This is a genomic window from Pseudomonas sp. R5-89-07, from assembly GCF_003851685.1.
Taxonomy (GTDB): domain Bacteria; phylum Pseudomonadota; class Gammaproteobacteria; order Pseudomonadales; family Pseudomonadaceae; genus Aquipseudomonas.
The window spans coordinates 2,960,076-2,978,158 of sequence record NZ_CP027727.1; the positions used below are offsets into that span (position 1 = coordinate 2,960,076).

Annotated in this window: 16 protein-coding genes and 1 pseudogene; 8 read left to right on the forward strand and 9 right to left on the reverse strand. The window is 62.4% G+C overall.

Annotated elements, in window-relative coordinates:
* Positions 1-68: 68 nt before the first annotated feature.
* On the reverse strand, positions 69-857 hold the full coding sequence (locus C4J94_RS13385; protein WP_124386599.1) for an aldolase: 789 nt from the start codon (positions 855-857) through the stop codon (positions 69-71).
* A 3-nt stretch (positions 858-860) separates the two neighbouring features.
* Complete coding sequence (locus C4J94_RS13390; RefSeq protein ID WP_124386600.1) at positions 861-1,565, reverse strand: haloacid dehalogenase type II; 705 nt, start codon at positions 1,563-1,565, stop codon at positions 861-863.
* Positions 1,566-1,680: 115 nt separating this feature from the next.
* On the opposite strand from C4J94_RS13390, the gene C4J94_RS13395 reads away from it, so the two are divergent.
* A complete protein-coding gene (locus tag C4J94_RS13395) occupies positions 1,681-2,538 on the forward strand; it encodes a LysR family transcriptional regulator (RefSeq protein ID WP_124386601.1) in 858 nt (285 codons plus the stop codon).
* On the opposite strand, the gene C4J94_RS13400 is transcribed toward C4J94_RS13395, so the two are convergent.
* The 3 genes from C4J94_RS13400 to C4J94_RS13410 are packed head-to-tail and all read right to left on the reverse strand — an operon-like array spanning position 2,512 to position 5,483.
* The gene (locus C4J94_RS13400) at positions 2,512-3,765 is read right to left on the reverse strand and encodes an EAL domain-containing response regulator (RefSeq protein ID WP_124386602.1); all 1,254 of its coding nucleotides are present in this window, start codon (positions 3,763-3,765) and stop codon (positions 2,512-2,514) included. The two genes, C4J94_RS13395 and C4J94_RS13400, sit on opposite strands and share 27 nt — an antisense overlap.
* A 9-nt stretch (positions 3,766-3,774) precedes the next feature.
* On the reverse strand, positions 3,775-4,158 hold the full coding sequence (locus C4J94_RS13405) for a response regulator (protein WP_124386603.1): 384 nt from the start codon (positions 4,156-4,158) through the stop codon (positions 3,775-3,777).
* Entirely contained in the window at positions 4,143-5,483 is a 1,341-nt protein-coding gene (locus C4J94_RS13410; RefSeq protein WP_124386604.1) for a HAMP domain-containing sensor histidine kinase, read from the reverse strand. The genes C4J94_RS13405 and C4J94_RS13410 overlap by 16 nt, the downstream gene beginning before the upstream one ends.
* 307 nt (positions 5,484-5,790) lie before the next feature.
* On the opposite strand from C4J94_RS13410, the gene C4J94_RS13415 reads away from it, so the two are divergent.
* The 5 genes and pseudogenes from C4J94_RS13415 to xylB all read left to right on the forward strand — a co-directional run bounded on the left by C4J94_RS13415 (position 5,791) and on the right by xylB (position 11,756).
* Positions 5,791-7,323 (forward strand): sugar ABC transporter ATP-binding protein, encoded by a 1,533-nt coding sequence (locus tag C4J94_RS13415; protein ID WP_124386605.1) that lies wholly within the window; start codon positions 5,791-5,793, stop codon positions 7,321-7,323.
* The gene (locus tag C4J94_RS13420) at positions 7,316-8,299 is read left to right on the forward strand and encodes a ribose ABC transporter permease (protein ID WP_124386606.1); all 984 of its coding nucleotides are present in this window, start codon (positions 7,316-7,318) and stop codon (positions 8,297-8,299) included. Before C4J94_RS13415 ends, C4J94_RS13420 begins: the two co-directional genes overlap by 8 nt.
* 34 nt (positions 8,300-8,333) lie before the next feature.
* Positions 8,334-9,266, forward strand: a complete 933-nt coding sequence (locus tag C4J94_RS13425; protein ID WP_124386607.1) for an ABC transporter substrate-binding protein — start codon at positions 8,334-8,336, stop codon at positions 9,264-9,266.
* Between the two features lie 25 nt (positions 9,267-9,291).
* On the forward strand, positions 9,292-10,284 hold the full coding sequence (locus C4J94_RS13430; protein ID WP_124386608.1) for a LacI family DNA-binding transcriptional regulator: 993 nt from the start codon (positions 9,292-9,294) through the stop codon (positions 10,282-10,284).
* Between the two features lie 12 nt (positions 10,285-10,296).
* Positions 10,297-11,756, forward strand: a pseudogene (gene xylB, locus C4J94_RS13435) (xylulokinase).
* Between the two features lie 37 nt (positions 11,757-11,793).
* On the opposite strand, the gene C4J94_RS13440 reads toward xylB, so the two are convergent.
* A complete protein-coding gene (locus C4J94_RS13440; RefSeq protein ID WP_065933141.1) occupies positions 11,794-12,234 on the reverse strand; it encodes an Lrp/AsnC family transcriptional regulator in 441 nt (146 codons plus the stop codon).
* Between the two features lie 109 nt (positions 12,235-12,343).
* On the opposite strand from C4J94_RS13440, the gene C4J94_RS13445 reads away from it, so the two are divergent.
* The gene (locus tag C4J94_RS13445) at positions 12,344-13,252 is read left to right on the forward strand and encodes a DMT family transporter (RefSeq protein ID WP_124386609.1); all 909 of its coding nucleotides are present in this window, start codon (positions 12,344-12,346) and stop codon (positions 13,250-13,252) included.
* A gap of 73 nt (positions 13,253-13,325) precedes the next feature.
* Here C4J94_RS13445 and C4J94_RS13450 read toward each other — a convergent pair whose 3' ends face one another.
* The 3 genes from C4J94_RS13450 to C4J94_RS13460 all read right to left on the reverse strand — a co-directional run bounded on the left by C4J94_RS13450 (position 13,326) and on the right by C4J94_RS13460 (position 16,821).
* Positions 13,326-15,305, reverse strand: coding sequence for a U32 family peptidase (locus C4J94_RS13450; RefSeq protein ID WP_124386610.1), 1,980 nt, complete (start codon positions 15,303-15,305; stop codon positions 13,326-13,328).
* A 194-nt stretch (positions 15,306-15,499) separates the two neighbouring features.
* Positions 15,500-15,880 carry a RidA family protein gene (locus C4J94_RS13455; RefSeq protein ID WP_124386611.1) on the reverse strand — a complete coding sequence of 127 codons (381 nt, stop codon included), beginning with the start codon at positions 15,878-15,880 and terminating at the stop codon, positions 15,500-15,502.
* Between the two features lie 71 nt (positions 15,881-15,951).
* Positions 15,952-16,821: an oxaloacetate decarboxylase gene (locus C4J94_RS13460; RefSeq protein WP_124386612.1), complete on the reverse strand. Its 870-nt coding sequence runs from the start codon at positions 16,819-16,821 to the stop codon at positions 15,952-15,954.
* A gap of 286 nt (positions 16,822-17,107) precedes the next feature.
* Between C4J94_RS13460 and C4J94_RS13465 the strand changes: the two genes are divergently transcribed.
* On the forward strand, positions 17,108-18,064 hold the full coding sequence (locus tag C4J94_RS13465; protein ID WP_124386613.1) for an ABC transporter substrate-binding protein: 957 nt from the start codon (positions 17,108-17,110) through the stop codon (positions 18,062-18,064).
* Positions 18,065-18,083: the final 19 nt, after the last annotated feature.

Below are 18,083 nucleotides of genomic sequence, written 5' to 3' on the forward strand. Positions count from 1 at the left end.
CATGGTCCGATACTGGTTCAATGCGCTTTGCCGCTGGCTACCAAAAGTGCCTGCCGTGGGCGCCGGCTTCATTGGTCAAAGCGCGACCCGCGCTGTTTCAAGCGACGCATCCCACTGTCCAGATGCGCCCGCGCACTGGCCGGATCGCCTTCGCGCATCTGCTCATACGCACGCTGCGCTACCGCCGAGTCGATCGGCTTCAGTGGTTGCCCGCTGGCCATGGCCTTGAGCTGCACCTGGGCCGCGCGCTCCAGGTAGTACAAATCATCCCAGGCTTGGGCGATGTTCGGCGCGGCGACCATCACCCCATGGTTTTTCAGGAACAGGATATCGGCATTGCCGAGCGCAGCCGCGATACGTTGGCCCTCGAGGTTATCCAGGGCCAGGCCGTTGTAATGCTCATCCACCGCCGTGCGCCCGTAGAATTTCAGCGCGGTTTGCCCCAGCCACAACAGCGGTGGACCTTGCAGCAGGCACAGGGCGGTGGCATTGGGCATATGGGTGTGGAAGGCAGCCTTGATCCGCGGCTGGCGCAGGTGCAGTTGGGCATGGATGTAAAACGCGGTGGCCTCGGGCAGGCCGTGACCTTCGATCACATTGCCGGCGAAGTCACACACCAGCAAATCGGAGGCGGTGATTTCGTCGAAGGCGTAGCCGTACGGATTGACGAAAAACAGCCCATCATGTCCCGGCACCATCGCCGAAAAATGATTGCAGATGCCTTCTTCCAGACCGTGCAACGCGGCCAGTTGCAGGCACGCGGCAAGCTCTACACGGGCTTCGATGGCGGCGCTGCTGTCGAGGTTCAGGCGCCCGGCGCGCGGGCTGGATGAGGTGGGCGTAAAGGTGTGGGCCATGATTCACCATCCCAGGGAGTTGAACAGGGCGGGCACGGCGTCGAGCGTCGGCAGGATCGCATCGGGACGATAATCGGCCAGCAGTTGGCGGCCGGTGCCACGGTCGATCCACACGCAGCGAAACCCCATGTCCCGCGCGGCGGCGTGGTCCAGGTGCGGGCTGGCGCAGATATGCACCACCTGGTCCAGGCTGACGCCCAATTGTGCGTAGGCATAATCGAACAAACGCCGATTCGGCTTATACGCCCCGGCCTGCTGCGCAGTGATCACCCGGTCGATATGGCCGCCCAACTGGGCGACATTGCCTGCAATCACGTCATCGTCAGTGTTGGAAACAATGCACAGCTTGTAGCCCAGCGCCTTGAGCTGTCCCAGGGTCGCCACCACTTCGGGGAACGGTGGCATGGCGCTGATGCTGTCGGTCAGGCGTCTGCCGTCCTGTTCGTCGGCGGGCAGGCCGCAAGCCTGCAATGCCCTTTGCAGGCTTAGCCCCGCCAGGGTCCGAAAGTGACGATGGGGCGGTGTTTGTTCCAAGGCATGTTCATGCTGGTCGTAAAGACTGATCAGGGTTTCACGGTCGACCTGATGCTCACCTTTGGCATCGAGGATGCGATCGATCGCGCTGCGCAGACCTTCATCCCATTGAATCAGCGTGCCGTAGCAGTCAAAGGTCAACCATAGCGGGCGGGGCGAGTGTTCGAGGGGCATGGGGCACCTGTACCAGAGCGTGAATGACCCGGACAGCATAGGCAGCCTGGAGATCAGTTGAAAATTAAATTAACCTCTAGATCACAGTTGAATTATAAATATGAAGGTCGCCACTATGTTTGATCTCGAACTGCTGCACAGCCTGGTCTGCGTGGTGGACGAAGGCAGCTTCACCCGTGCCGCCGAACGCGTGCATCGCACCCAATCCACCGTCAGCCAGCAGATTCGCAAGCTCGAAGAGAGCGTCGGGCAAGTGCTGTTGGTGCGGGATCGCTCCGGCCAGCACGTCAGCCCGACGGAGCATGGCGAGCTGCTGACCCAGTACGCACGGCGCCTGCTCAATCTGTCCCGGGAAGCCCGTGACGCCCTGAGCACCGAGGCCAGTGTGGTGCCGGTACGCTTGGGCGTGCCGGAGGATTTCGACGCTGCGCGCATGGCCTCGATGCTTTCGGGGTTTGTCCGCGCCCGCCCTGAAGCGCGGCTGGAAACGGTCAGCGGCATGAGCTGCGACCTGCGCCGCCAGTTGGAGCGCGGCGAGATCGATATTGCTCTGGTCAAGCGTGAAGTCGGCGCCGGCGAATGCCACGCCAGTTGGCCCGAGCCTTTGGTGTGGGTGTGCGGCGAAGGCCAGGACCTGCACGTCGGCACCTTGCCCCTGGCCCTGTTCCCCCAGGGCTGCATTTACCGCCAGCGCGCGATCCGCGTCTTGGACAAGGCCCGCCGCAGCTGGCGCGTGGCGTTTGGCAGCCACAGCCTCACCGGGATCCAGGCAGCGGTCACCTGCGGCCTCGGTGTGAGCATCCTGCCCCAAAGCGCGGTGCTGAACACCCACCGCGTCTGCACGGAACTGCCGCCGGTGCCGCCGTCGGAGTTGGCGCTGGTCACCGGCGCGCAGCGCTTGAATGCCACCCATCACAGCCTGCTTGACTGCCTGCGCGACGAAATTTCACGCACCGGCCAGACGCTCCAGTAGCAGGCGCTCCAGGGTGGCCGCCGACAGCGGTCGGCTGAACAGGTAGCCCTGGATCTGATCGCAGCCGGCTTCCTTCAAAAACGCCAGTTGCGCCTGGGTTTCCACGCCTTCGGCCACCACCCGCAGGTTCAGGCTGTGGGCCAGTTCGATGATGGTGCGGGTGATCGCCGCGTCCTGGTGGTTGGTGGTGACTTCGCGGATAAACGCGATATCGATTTTCAACGTGTCGATGGGAAAACGGCGCAGGTAGGCCAGGCTTGAATAGCCGGTGCCGAAATCATCAATGGAAATTTTCACGCCCATGGTGCGCAGACGCTGCAGGCTGGCGATAGTGTGCTGGGTGTTCTCCATCAGCGAGCCTTCGGTCAGTTCGACCTCCAGGCAGTGGGCTTGAACACCGGTCCTGGCCAGGCTATGCGCGATATCGGCAATCAAGTCGCCCTCGATCAGTTGATGGCCTGATACGTTGACCGACACTTCCACCGCGCCCACGGCGCCGCGTTGCCACGTGGCGATCTGCTGGCAAACACTGTCGATCACCCAGCGCCCGACGGTCACGATCAGGCCCAGGCTTTCCAGCAGGGGGACGAACACGGCCGGGGACACCGCTCCATAACCTGGGCGATCCCAGCGCAGCAAGGCTTCCAGGGCGCATATCTGGCCACCGGCCAGCTCGATCTTGGGTTGGTAATGCAGGGAGAAATCATGCTGTTCAACCGCCAGGCGCAAGTCTTTTTCCAGGTCTTGACGCGCCAGGTCATGCACGCTCATGCCGGTTTTTTCATCGGTGTGCCGCTGCAGTTGCTGCTCCAGCATCAGGCTGTGGTTTTTCAGCTCGTCGCCACGGGCCTTGAGTCGCAGCAGGTTGCGCACTCGCAGCCATAACTCGACGCGCTCCACCGGCTTGCTGAGGAACTCCTCGGCGCCGGTTTCCAGCCCGCTGACGCGGGCGCTGGGCTCACTCAGGGCCGAGAGCATGATGATCGGGATGTTGGCCGTGGTTTCGTCAGCCTTCAAGTGGCTCGCCACTTCGTAGCCGTCCATGCCCGGCATCATGATATCCAGCAGAATCAGGTCCGGCGGCTGTTGCGCTACCAGGCGCAGAGCCTCTTCTCCGCTGTCGGCGCTCAGGGTCTGGTAGCCCTCGTGCTGCAGCAGGGTTTCCAGCAGCTTGCGTACCTGGGGGTCATCGTCAACGATCAACAGCGTGGCGGGTTGACTGGCCATGGAGAGGGCTCATGTGAGGGGGTTGATAGTCTTTTGCAGCAAGCTGTCGATCACCTGGTACAGCTCTTTGTAGCGCAGCGGCTTGATGATGTAGGCATCGCAACCGGCCAGGCGGGTTTTTTCCCTGTCCTCCTTCATGGCCATGGCGGTGAGGGCGATCACCGGGATATGGGCAGTGACGGGGTCTTGCTTGAGCAAGGTAGTGGCGGCCAGGCCGTCCATGCCCGGCAGTTGGATGTCCATCAGGATCAGCGCTGGTTGTTGTTCCCGGGCCAGGGTCAGGCCGATTTCGGCATCGGCGGCCCAGAGTACCGTGTGCCCGGCGTTGATCAGCAGCAGGCGGGCCAGGCGCATGTTCGCCTCGTTGTCTTCGACGATCAGGATGTGGGCCATGACGCCTCCGGTGCACGATGCAACGGCAGCCATACCACGAAGCGAGCGCCCAGGCCTTCGCGGCTGGCCACGGCGACGCTGCCGCCATACAGGTCGCTCAGTTGCTTGACCATTGCCAGCCCCAGGCCCGTGCCTTCAAACTTGCGCGCCAGGCTGCTGTCGATCTGGCTGAAGGCCTTGAACAGCTTGCTCATGTCGTCCTCGGCGATGCCGATGCCGGTGTCGCTCACGCTCAGCTCCAGGAACCGCTGGTGCGCGCTGGGGGGCAGGGCGAACCCGTGCGTCGGCCAATCTCCAGGTATGTGGCCGACCCCGGCGCGGCTGACTTCGCGCACCGTCAACGTCACACAGCCGCCGTGTTCACTGAACTTCACCGCATTGGCCAGCAGGTTGTAGATGATCTGCTTGGTCTTGCGCAGGTCCAACGCCAGCACGCCGAAATCCGTCGCGCATTCCAATTTCAGCTCGATACGCTGCAGCGCGGCCGTTTCCCGCACGATCAGCAAACTGTTGGCCAGCAACCCGTCAAGCGCCACGGCTTCCAGCTCCAGGTCCATCATCCCGGCCTCGACCTTGGACAGGTCGAGAATGTCGTTGATCAGCGACAGCAAGTGCTGCCCGCTGGTGAAGATATCGCCGATGTATTCGCGCTGCACATCGCTCATTTCGCCAACCAGACCATCCTTGAGCGCCTCGGAAAAGCCAATCACCGCGTTCAGCGGCGTGCGCAATTCGTGAGACATGGTCGCCAGGAACTCGGACTTCATGTGGCTGGCGTGCTCCAGCTCCAGGTTCTTCTCTTCCAGCGCGCGCTCGAAGCCTTTGCGTTCGGCTTCCTCCTGCTTGCGTGCGGTATTGTCGGTGCCAATCAGCAGGTAACCGATGATGGTGTCATGGCGGTTACGCAAGGCCGTCACCGAGACCATGGCCGACAGGCGACTGCCGTCCTTGCGGATATAGGTCAGCTCGTAAATGTCTTCGATGCCACGGGAAGCCTTGAACACCAGGGCTTCGAAACCCGGCGTGATCGGTGTGTCGAGCTCCAGGCTGAGGGCGGCGGCGCGTGTGATCAGTTCGGCTGGGTCGGAGATGTCGGCGGGGGTGATGCGGTTAAGCACATCGGCAGCCGCGTAACCGAGCATGCGTTCGGCACCGACGTTGAAGATCTGGATCACGCCTTTCTCGTCAGTGGCAATGCTGGAGAAATACGCGCTGTTGAAAATTGCATCCTGCAGCGCGCCGGTCTTGAGCAAGGTCTTCTGGCGTTTGAACTCGACAATCTTTTCGGCACGTGACCGGGGCGGGTCGGGTAGAGATGTGTCCATTGCAGCATTTCCGTGAACTTCAGGCCCGCCATCGGGTAGATGGCGCAGAACATGCTCACAGAAGGTCGCGTGGACGCGACGAGGAGGAGATGAGTTCTCTGGACAATAGCAGAAACCATGGCCTTTTAATGGCGATGGCATTCTTTTGACGTGCAAAAGCCGGCGCTACGGTGTTTGCGCGCTTCTTCTATGATGAAACGATTCACCAGACCGATAAATGGCGACGCAAGCGCTTGCGTAAGCAAATGTATCTGAACTAGAGTCGGCAGCACTCGACAACAAAAACAATAAATCCAGGAGCTCATCCATGAGCCTTGAACCCTTGCTTGAGATGCAGGGCATCAGCAAAACCTTCAACGGTTTGCGCGTGCTCAAAAGTGTCGGCCTGAAGGTCTACCCCGGCGAAATCCACGCCTTGATGGGGGAGAACGGCGCCGGCAAATCCACGCTGATGAAAATCCTCTCCGGCGCTTACCAGGCCGACCCCGGCGGCGAAATCCGCATCGACGGCCAACCCGTCGCCAGCTTTACACCCGCTACCGCCAAAGCCCTCGGCATCGCCGTGATCTATCAGGAATTGAGCCTGTGCCCGAACCTGAGCGTGGCCGAGAACATCTACCTGGGCCGCGAATTGCGGCGTGGCTGGACCATTGACCGCAAGGGCATGCAAGCCGGCTGCCTGGAAGTGCTGCAACGCCTGGGCGCTGAATTCACCGCCGCCACCCTGGTGAGCAGCCTATCGATCGCCGAGCGCCAGTTGGTGGAAATCGCCCGCGCCCTGCATGCCCACGCCCGTATCCTGGTGATGGACGAACCGACCACGCCATTGTCATCGCGCGAGACCGACCGCCTGTTCGCGCTGATCAAACAGCTACGCAGCCAGGGCCTTGCGATCATCTATATCAGCCACCGCATGGCCGAAATCTATGAGTTGTCGGACCGCGTGTCGGTGCTGCGCGACGGCCAGTACATCGGCGAACTGAGCCGCGATGCACTGTCGGCCGAAGTGCTGGTGAAAATGATGGTGGGCCGCGACCTGTCCGGCTTCTACAAGAAGGAACACGCCGCGTATAACCCCGGCAACGTGGTGATGCGCGTGCGCGACATGGCCGACGGCAAGCGCGTACGCAACTGCAGTTTCGACCTGCATGCCGGCGAAGTGCTGGGCATTGCCGGGCTGGTCGGGGCAGGGCGCACGGAGCTGGCGCGCTTGATCTTCGCCGCCGACCCGCGCACCAGCGGCACCCTGGAAGTGGTCGGCAAAACCGTCACCCAGCTGCGCACCCCGGCCGATGCGATCCGCGCCGGCGTGGTGTACCTCACCGAGGACCGCAAGGCCCAGGGCCTGTTCCTCGACATGAGCGTGGCCGACAACATCAACGTGTGCGCCTGTGTGCCGGACGCCCGCGCCGGTGGGGTGCTGGACCGCAGCCATGGCGCACAGCGCGCCAATGATGCGATCAAGTCGCTGTCTATTCGGGTGGCGTCGGGCAAGGTCAATGTGGGCGCGCTGTCCGGCGGCAACCAGCAGAAGGTGTTGCTGGCGCGGCTGCTGGAGGTCAAGCCGCATGTGCTGATTCTGGATGAGCCCACCCGTGGGGTGGACATCGGCTCCAAGTCCGAGATCTACCGCATCATCAATCAACTGGCCCAGGCCGGTGTCGGCATCGTGGTGATTTCCAGCGAGCTGCCGGAAATCATCGGCACGTGCGACCGCGTGCTGATCATGCGCGAAGGCCAGTTGGTGGCCGAAGTCGGCGGGGCCTCCGGTCACGTCATCTCCCAGGAACGTATTATCGACCTCGCCACCGGTGGCGATCAGGTGGCTGCCAATGGCTGAATTGAATATCGCGACAACAACGACGGGCAAGGCTGAGCGTGTACGCGAGTGGATGCGCACGGTGGGCATGCTGCCGGTGCTGGTGTTGCTGCTGGTGGGGTTTGCCCTGGCCAGCGAGAACTTCATGTCCCTGCAGAACCTGTCGATCATCACGCAGCAGGCTTCGGTGAATGTGGTGCTGGCGGCCGGCATGACTTTCGTGATTCTCACGGCGGGCATCGACCTGTCGGTGGGAGCGATCCTGGCGGCGTCGGCGGTGGTGGCGCTGCAGGCCTCGATGTCGCCGCAGTTCGGCATGTTCGGCATCGCCGCCGGGATCGGCTTCGGGCTGTTGCTGGGGCTGGTCAATGGTGGGTTGATCGCATTCATGCGCCTGCCGCCGTTTATTGTCACCCTGGGCGCGCTCACCGCCATGCGCGGCCTGGCGCGGTTGCTGGCCGACGACAAGACGGTGTTCAACCCCGATTTGCCGTTTGCCTTTATTGGCAATGACTCGATCCTCGGTGTGCCCTGGCTGGTGGTCATTGCCGTGGCCGTGGTGGCGCTGTCGTGGTTTATTTTGCGGCGCACGGTGATGGGTGTGCAGATCTACTCGGTGGGCGGCAACCCGGAAGCGGCGCGGCTGTCGGGGATCAAGGTGTGGAAGGTGCTGCTGTTCGTCTACGCCATGTCCGGTGCGCTGGCCGGCCTCGGCGCGGTGATGAGCGCCTCGCGCCTGTTCGCCGCCAATGGCCTGCAACTGGGGCAGTCCTACGAACTGGACGCGATTGCCGCGGTGATCCTCGGCGGCACCAGCTTTACCGGCGGCGTCGGCACCATCGGCGGCACGCTGATCGGCGCACTGATCATCGCGGTACTCACCAATGGCCTGGTGCTGCTGGGGGTGTCGGATATCTGGCAGTACATCATCAAGGGCATCGTGATCATTGGCGCGGTGGCGCTGGATCGCTATCGCCAGTCCGGCGCCCGTACCTGAGTTCACTCCTACAACAATCACAAGAGAGACCTCCATGAACATAAAACGCATCGTTCCCGTCATTGCCTTGGCTGCCCTGATGTCCCAAGCCGTGCAAGCCCGAGAACTCAAGGCCCTGGGCATCAGCATGGGTTCTTTGGGCAACCCGTATTTCGTGACCCTGGCCGACGGCGCCACGGCGCGGGCCAAGGAACTCAATCCCAACGTCAAGGTGACGTCGGTGTCGGCGGATTATGACCTGAGCAAACAGTTTTCACAGATCGACAACTTCATTTCCTCCAAGGTCGACCTGATCCTGATCAATGCCGTCGACCCGTCCGCCATGGCTTCGGCGATCAAGAAAGCGCGGGACGCCGGGATTGTGGTGGTGGCGGTGGATGTGGACGCCAAGGGCGTCAACGCCACGGTGCAGACCGACAACGTCGAAGCCGGCAAGCTGGCCTGCCAGTACCTGGTGGACAAGCTCTCGGGCAAGGGCAACGTGATTATCCAGAACGGCCCGCAAGTCACCGCCGTGACCGACCGCGTCAAAGGCTGCAAGGCCGCGCTGGACAGCGCGCCGGACATCAAGGTGCTGTCCGACGACCAGGACGGCAAAGGCTCGCGCGAAGGCGGCTTGAACGTGATGCAGGGTTACCTCACGCGCTTCCCGAAGATCGACGGCCTGTTCGCGATCAACGACCCGCAAGCCATTGGCAGCGACCTGGCGGCCAAGCAGCTCAAGCGTAGCGGCATCATCATCACCTCGGTGGACGGCGCGCCGGACATCGAGAATGCATTGAAGACCGACACCCAGATCCAGGCCTCCGCCAGCCAGGACCCATGGGCGATGGCCCAGGCCGCCGTGGATGTAGGCAACGACCTGCTCAACGACAAAGCCCCGGCCGAAGCGGTGACCTTGCTCACGCCGAAGCTGATCACCCGTGACAACGTCGGCACCTACAGCGGCTGGTCAAGCAAGCATTGAGTCGTTGACCCAGGGGGATAGCGCCATGGTCACCATGGATGACGTGGCACGCAGCGCCGGGGTATCGACGTCGACGGTGTCCCATGTGCTGAACGGCACGCGCAAGGTCAGCCCGGCGACGGTGCAGGCGGTGCAGCGGGCGATCCAGGCGTTGGGCTATACGCCCAACACCCTGGCCCGCTCACTGGCACGGTCGAGCACCAGCACCATCGGTGTGGCGATCTCGGCGCTGTCCAACCATTACTTCAGCGAGACGGTGCACGCGATTGAGACCGAGTGCGCCCGGCACGGCTACATGATGCTGTTCGTCGACACCCACGACGACCCGGAGCAAGAGTTGCGCGTGGTCACCGCGCTGCATCACCGGCGGGTCGACGGGATCGTACTGGCGCCTTCGAACGGCTCGCGGGCCCTGGAGTACCTGCGCGCCAACGAGATTCCGGCCGTGCTGGTGGATCGCATGATGAGCGAGCAGTTCGACCAGGTCGGGGTGGAGAACAGCCAGGCCACCCAGGCGTTGATCGCACACTTGATTGCCCACGGGCATCGCCGCATCGGCTTTATCGCCGGGCGCAGCGGTTTCAGTACCACCCATGAACGGGTGGCGGGATACCAGGCTGCATTGCAGGCAGCAGGGCTGGCGCTCGATCCACAGTTGCTGGTCAACGGTGGTTCCAACACTGAGCCAGCGCGCCAGGCCACCCAGCAGTTGCTGAACCTGGCCGCGCCGCCCACGGCCATCATGGCCGGCAATAACCTGATGACCCTCGGCGCCATGCACGCCCTGCGTGACGCCCACCTCGATGTGCCGGGGCATATTGCCCTGGTCGGTTTCGACGATTTCGACTGGGCGGATTTTTTCGTGCCGCGCCTGACGCTGATCGCCCAGCCGGTCCAGCAGCTCGGCGCACGCGCTGTTGAATTGCTGCTGCAACGCATGACGAGCCCCGCTGCACCCAAGCACAGCGTACGCCTGGCGCCACGCCTGCACGTGCGTAATTCCTGTGGCTGTGACTGATTGGACCCACGTATGAACCGTCCTGTTTCTCTCGGTATAGACCTTGGCACCTCGGAACTCAAAGCCATCCTCATGGACCTCGACGGCACGGTGCTGGCCCACGCGGGCGTGCGCCTGAGCGTGTCGCGTCGGCATAGCGGCTGGTCCGAACAGGCGCCGCAAGACTGGTGGCAGGCGTGCCTGCAGGCGCTGGACACGCTGCGCGAGCATGCGGCGTTTGCCCGTGTGGCCTGTATCGGCCTGTCGGGGCAGATGCACGGCGCGGTCTTGCTGGGGGCCGACAACCGCGTGCTGTACCCGGCCATCCTGTGGGACGACTCCCGTGCAGTTGCGCAGGCAGAGCAACTGGGCGCCGGCTATGCCGAAGTCACCGGCAGCCTGCCGATGGCCGGGTTGACCGCGCCGAAACTGCTGTGGCTGCAGCAGCACGAACCCGAGGTGTTCAATGCCATCGATTGCGTGCTGTCGCCCAAGGATTACCTGCGCCTGCGCCTTTGCGGGGAGCGGATCAGCGAGATGTCGGATGCTGCAGGAACGCTGTGGCTGGACGTGGCGCAGCGCGAGTGGTTTACCCCGATGCTGCACGCCACTGGCCTGACGCCTGCACAGATGCCCAGGCTGGTGGAGGGTGGTGCCGCGAGTGCTTTAGTGACGGCCACTGGCCTGGGCTTATCGCCGCAGGTGGTGATTGCCGGTGGCGGCGGTGATAACCCGGTGGCGGCGGTTGGCATCGGTGCCGTCAACGCCGGTGACGGTTTTATCACCCTGGGCACCAGCGCGGCGATTGTCGCGATTACCGCCCACGCCGCCGGCAACCCGGCCAGTGCGGTGCACAGCTTCTGCCATGCGTTGCCCGATCGCTGGTACACCATGGGCGCCATGCTGGCCGGTGCCAGCTGCTTGCGCTGGGTGACGCGCCTGACCGGGATGCCGGATGAGCAAACCCTGCTGGACCAGGTGCAGGCGCAGTGGCCCATCGAGCAAGCGGTGCCGCTGTCGGCACCGTTGTTTCTGCCGTACCTGGCAGGTGAGCGCACGCCCCATAACGACCCGATGCTGCGCGGCGGCTTCATGGGCCTTGGCCATGACTGCACGCCGGCGATGCTCGGCTACGCAGTCATGGAAGGCGTGGGGTTTGGCTTGCTCGATGCCTGGCGCGCGGTGCAGTCGAGCGGGGTCGAGGTCAGCGCCTTCGCACTGGTGGGGGGCGGGGCACGTAGCGGGTATTGGGCGCAGTTGCTGGCCAATATTCTGCAGCGCGAGATTTTTACCTGCATGGCAGCGAACTGAGCGCGTGCATTGGTGCGGCGAAGTTGGGGTTCATGGCCATCGGGGAGGGCGCTGGTTTGTTGGCGGCGGGGATGCCGGTGAAGGCGCGGTATGTACCTGATGAGCAAGTGCAGCCGGTGTTGGCGGCGCGGTATGGCAAATTCCAGGGGCTGCTTGCTGCGGCGAAAGCGCTCCAGGATTAAATCGACGGCTGGAGCCGATCTAATGTGGGAGGGGCTTTCAGTCGTTCAGGGGCGGCAAGCGGCGTTTCACCGGGGTTTTCTTGACGATGGCGGTGTTGGTTTCGGCATACCCGTTGATCCGGTCCAGCAGGCTGTCCAGTTGGTCCATGGTGCGCACGTGCAGACGGGCGATGAAGCAGTCTTCGCCGGTGACCTTGTCGCATTCGGTGAATTCGGGGATCGCCTGGATCTGGCGTTCCACTTCCTGCAACTTGCCGGGCAGCGGGCGGATGCGCACGATGGCTTGCAGCAGGTAGCCGAAGTGCTTGGGGTCGATGTCGACGGTGTAGTGGGTCAGCACGCCGCGTTCTTCCAGGCGGCGCAAGCGTTCGCCGACGCTGGGGGAAGACAGCCCGGTGATACCTGCCAGGGCCTTGAGGGACAGGCGCGAGTCATCCATCAAGGCGGCGATCAGTTGCTGGTCGATGGTGTCAATCATGGTGTTCGCCTAATAAGTAAAGGTGAATCGACGGTTTGGCCTTTTTTAGTCGCTGGAGCGGCTGCCTCGCAGATTGCCATAATTGAGCCTCACTTGAGGAGTATCAATCATGGATACAGCTATCCGTCGCGGAATATGGGAAATGATCGCCGCCATGCTGATTTCCGGCACGATTGGCTGGTTTGTATTGGTATCTGGCGTGTCGGTGATCGAAGTGGTGTTCTGGCGTTGCGTGATCGGGGCGCTGACGCTGCTGTTGGTGTGCGCATGGCTCGGCTACCTGAGGCTGGATCTGCTCAGTTGGGCCAGGTTAGGGCTGGCGGTGCTCAGCGGCGTGGCCATTGTCGGCAACTGGCTGTTGCTATTTGAATCCTACTCGCGCGCGTCGATTGCCATCAGTACGGCGGTCTATAACGTGCAACCGTTTCTGTTGGTGATGCTGGCGGCGGTGTTTCTCGGTGAGAAAATCACCCTGCGGAAAATCACCTGGTTGAGCGTGGCGTTCCTGGGCATGTTGGCGATTGTCACGGCCCATGGCGGCCAACCGAGCGGCGGGGATTATCTGACCGGCATCGCACTGGCCCTGGGCGCGGCGTTTTTGTACGCGGTAGCCGCGTTGATCATCAAGCAGCTCAAGGCGGTGCCACCGCATTTGATGGCCTTGATCCAGGTAGCGACCGGCGCGGTGTTGCTGGCGCCGCTGGTGCCCTGGGACCGCTTACCCGTGTCGACCGACGCCTGGGCGGCACTGGCGACCCTTGGCCTGGTGCACACGGGTTTGATGTATGTGTTGTTGTACGGGGCGATTCAGAAACTGCCGACTGCGATGACCGGCGCATTGTCGTTCATCTACCCGATTGCGGCGATTTTCGTCGACTGGATTGCCTTCGGGCATCGCCTTGGCTGGCTGCAATGGTTGGGTGTGGCGGCGATTTTGCTGGCGGCGGCGGGGTTGCAGCGGGGCTGGTGGTGGCCCCGTAGCTTCGGTAGGAACGAGCTTGCTCGCGAAGAACGCTAACGATAACGCAGCTCATCGGGTTAACACGCGGCGTTCTCAGGTTTTTCGCGAGCAAGCTCGCTCCTACAGAGGGTCAGTGTGTGCCCTGGAAGATGATGTTTTCCGGGTTGAAATGCTCCACCGCGCTGCCCGGCTGCGGCAAGCCAAGGATATGCCCCTTGATCTTGCCCACCACATGCATCTCGCACGGCTTGCAGTCGAACTTCAGCGTCAGCACCTCGTCGCCATGGATCAACTGCATTGGCGCCACCTTGGTTTTCACGCCCGTCACGCCCTTGGCCTGTTTAGGGCACAGGTTGAAGGAGAACCGCAGGCAGTGCTTGGTGATCATCACCGGCACTTCGCCGGTTTCTTCGTGGGCCTCGAAGGCGGCGTCGATCAGCTTCACGCCGTGACGGTGGTAGAAATCACGGGCCTTCTGGTTGTAGACGTTGGCCAGGAACGACAGGTGCGCGTCCGGGTAAACCGGCGGCGGCGTGGTTTCGGCTTTGCGTCCACCGCGTGGGTGAGCGGCCACACGGGCAGCGGTCAGCACTTCGATCACCTCACGGCGCAAGGCCTTGAGCTGCGAGTTGGGGATGAAGAACGCCTGCGGCGCATCCATTTGGATGTCGGTCGCGTGGTATTCGGTGGTGCCCAGTTGGCCAAGCAGGTCGCGCAAGGTCTCCAGCGCCTGCTCCGGCTTGTTGGCCACGCCGAATGGGCCGGGCAGGGTGACGCTGGCGCTGATGCCTTCTTCGCTCGTGGCGGTGACTACCAACTGTTCTTCGCGCAGACGAGCCGCCCAGGTCAGGCCGATACGACGCTCGGACGAGGCCTTGAGCAGCGCCTGTTGCCAGTTGTGGTCCAGGTTGCGGTTCAGCGGATGGTTTGGGCGTAGCTGGTGCAAACCGGCCGGCATTTCATTCGGCTCAACGCGGTAGCGGTAGCGCTTCTCGCCGTCTTCTTCGAACTCGCCTCTAGGCTCGGCGATGTTGGCGCGAAAACCCACCACTTCACGCTTGACCAGCACATTCAGGCCGTCGCCGTTGGACAGCGGCTCATGGGTGACCACCTGCAAGTCGCGCTTGCCGGCTTTTTCCACCACACCCACCGGCAGGCCGGTGAAGGTCGGGGTGTCGAAGGCGCCGATATCGACCTTGCGGTCGGTGACGAAATAGTCGGTGCTGCCACGGTGAAAGGTTTTTTCCGGGTCTGGCAGGAAGAAGTGCGCGGTACGCCCGCTGGACGCGCGAGCCAGGTCCGGGCGGTCTTCAAGCACGTCATCCAGCCGCTGGCGGTAATAGGCGGTGATGTTCTTTACATAGCCCATGTCCTTGTAGCGGCCTTCGATCTTGAACGAACGCACGCCGGCCTCGACCAACGCGCGAATGTTGGCGCTCTGGTTGTTGTCTTTCATCGACAGCAGATGCTTTTCAAAGGCGACGACGCGGCCCTGGTCATCTTTGAGGGTATACGGCAGGCGGCAGGCCTGCGAGCAGTCACCACGGTTGGCGCTGCGGCCGTTCTGCGCGTGGGAAATATTGCACTGCCCGGAGAACGCCACGCACAAGGCGCCGTGGATGAAGAACTCGATGGCGGCATCGGTTTCGTCGGCGATGGCGCGGATCTCTTGCAGGTTCAGCTCGCGGGCCAGTACCAACTGGGAGAAACCGGCCTGGTCGAGAAACTTGGCCCGGCCCAGGGTACGGATATCGGTCTGGGTGCTGGCATGCAGCTCTATGGGCGGAATATCCAGCTCCATCACGCCCAGGTCTTGCACGATCAACGCATCGACACCGGCGTCGTAGAGCTGGTGGATCAGCTTGCGCGCCGGCTCCAGCTCGTTGTCATGCAAAATGGTGTTGATGGTGGTGAAGACGCGAGCGTGGTAACGCCGGGCGAATTCCACCAGCTGAGCGATATCGCTCACCTCGTTACACGCATTATGACGGGCGCCGAAGCTCGGCCCGCCGATATAAATGGCGTCGGCGCCATGCAAGATCGCCTCGCGTGCGATAGCGACATCGCGGGCGGGGCTGAGCAATTCCAGGTGATGCTTGGGCAGGGACATAGTTTTTTTAGTCAGGCTTGTCACGGTCGAGGCACGCATTGTAGCTGCGAAAAGTCTTACCGGCATCTACCACAGGGCTTATGGACTCAATGTGGGAGGGGGCTTGCCCCCGATGGCGGTGGGTCAGCCCTACATGCACTGACTGACACTCCCTCATCGGGGGCAAGCCCCCCTCCCACATTTTTTTGACCGAGTCAGGCCTTGGCAGCCATCGCCGTCACTTCAACACGCATGCCTTCTACAGCCAGCGCGGCAACACCCACCGCCGCCCGTACCGGCCATGGCTTGGCGAAAAAGCGCTTGTAGACTTCGTTGAACGCGGCGCGCTCGGCCATGTCGGTGAGGTAGATGGTCAGGTGCATCACCCGGTCCAGGGAGCTGCCGGCTTTTTCCAGCGCGACTTTCAGCGCTTGCAGGGTGCATTCGCTTTGCAGGGTGATATCGCCCAGTTCCAGGCTGCCGTCGGCATGGGTTGGAATCTGGGTGGAGACCAGGATGCCGTTGAAGCCGATCACGTCGGAGGAGATCGAATCGGCATCCGGATCAGGTGTGAAGTGCAGGTCGTGGTTGGCCATGGGCGCCTCTGGTTGGCAGAACGGAAAGGCGCCATAGTCCCTGAAAAAACCAGCAGGGGCAAACCAGCGGTTTACTCTTTAACGTCCATGAACTCTGCAGCCCACGCTACATAGCTTTCCGGCAAGGTGTAGGTGTGCGTCAGCTCGGTGGCACTGAGGTTTGAGGTGCTGTGGGTCAACTGGCGTTGCGCACGCAGGCTGTCGTAAGTGGCCTTGATCGCGGCAAAGTACGCGCCATGCCCAGCCACCACGATGCGCACGCCCAGGCTCGCCAGGCGCTCGCTGTCATGCAGTTGTGGGTTGCCGTAAGTCACCAGCATCAGCGGCACGCTGAGGTTTTCGGCGATTTTCTCCAGGTGGTCGAAGTCTTTGACCCCGACCATGCAGATCCCGTCGGCGCCGGCCTTTTCATAGGCTTGGGTGCGGGCGATGACGTCTTCGGTCGGCAAAACGCCAGCGTTGGTGCGGGCAATGATCGACAGTTCAGGATCGACACGCGCTTCGAGCGCCGCCTTGACCTTGCCGATGCCTTCCTCGACGGAGATCAGGTCGGTGGATTTACGCCCGAATTGCGCTGGCAGCAGCGTGTCTTCAATGGTCAGCGCGGCGACGCCGGCGCGTTCCAGCTCTTCAACCGTACGCATCACGTTGAGGGCATTGCCGTAGCCGTGGTCGGCGTCTGCAATGAACGGCAACTGCGCGACGCGGCCGATACGGGTGGCCTGTTCGACGAACTCACTCAGGGTAATCAACGCAAAATCAGGAGCGGCCAGTACCTGCAGGGAGGCGACGGAGCCGCCGAGGATACCCACCTCAAAGCCCAGGTCAGCCGCGATCCGGGCGGACATGGGGTCGAAAACAGAGGCAGTTTCAACACAGATGGGCTTGGCAAGCAGTTCGCGGAAGTTACGGCGCAACGCTGAGTGAGAGATCTTGGGCATGTTCTTTCCTGGCTTTGGTCATCGTCAAGTGACGATCAATGTCTATTCGTGGTGGCGTGAGATTACCACGCAGACGGGCAGGGGTTTATGACGTTTGAACGTGGGAGACAGGTCTTGCGCGGCAACGTGCCAGCAAAATGCAATATGTGCATTTTTATCGAATTACGTTATGCAATATAAATATTTTACATGTCTTGCTTATAACCGCATCGTAGTCCCTTACAACCCTTACCGAGACCGCACGCGCGGATCGACTTGAAGTGCCTCACGGCATCTGGAGACGAACGTGCGTTACCTGAAAAAACTGGTCACCGGGATGGCCACCGCATTGCTGTGCCTGAGCGCTCACGCGCAAACGCTGGTGGTGGGCGATCAAAGCTATAACGCCCAAGCGGTGATGGAAGCGGCGGGGGTGCTTGAAGATTTGCCCTATACCCTTGAGTGGAAGCAATTCACGGCCGGATCGCCGGTGGCCGAAGCGCTCAACGTCGGCAGCCTGGATATCGGCCTGCTCGGCGACGCGCCGGTGTTGTTCCTGGGCGCATTGGGCGCACCGATCAAGGTGATTGCGGTCAGCCGGCAAAACCTGGCGGGGGTGGCCATCCTGGTCAGGCAGGATTCGTCGATTCACAGCCTGGCGGACCTTGCGGGCAAGCGCGCAGCCATCTGGAAGGGCTCCTGGAGCCAGCAACTGCTGCTGAGCGCCTTGGATAAAGCCGGCGTTGCCCGCGATTCGCTGGAGCTGCGCTACCTTAGCGCACTGGATGCTTCCCATGCGCTTGAAGGCGGCTCGGTGGATGTCATCGCCACCTGGGAGCCCTATGTCACCCAGCAGGAACGCCAGGGAGCGCGAGTGCTTGCGACGGCCGAGGGCTTGATTCCGGCGCAGAGTTTTATCGCTGCCAACGCCACGGCGATCGACAGCAAACGTGCGCCTATCAGCGATTTCCTCCAGCGCCTGAAAAAAGCCCGCGATTGGGCGCGCCAGAACCCGGCCAACACCAACGCCTACGCCGACGCGTGGGCCAAACGCACCCGCGCCGACGCCGAAATCGCCCGCGTCTGGTTTGCCCGGGCCCGCACCACGGTCGAACCGCTGAGCGCCCAGGCGCCTGTCGAGGCGCAAAAGACCGTGGACTTTTTCGCCAGCCAAGGGCTGGTCAAGTCTTACCCGGCCGCCAGCCTGTTCGACCCGTCATTCAGCGCGGCCCTGCAGCCCGCCGTCGCGCAGCAAAAGCCCTGAATACGCCAAGGAATTCATC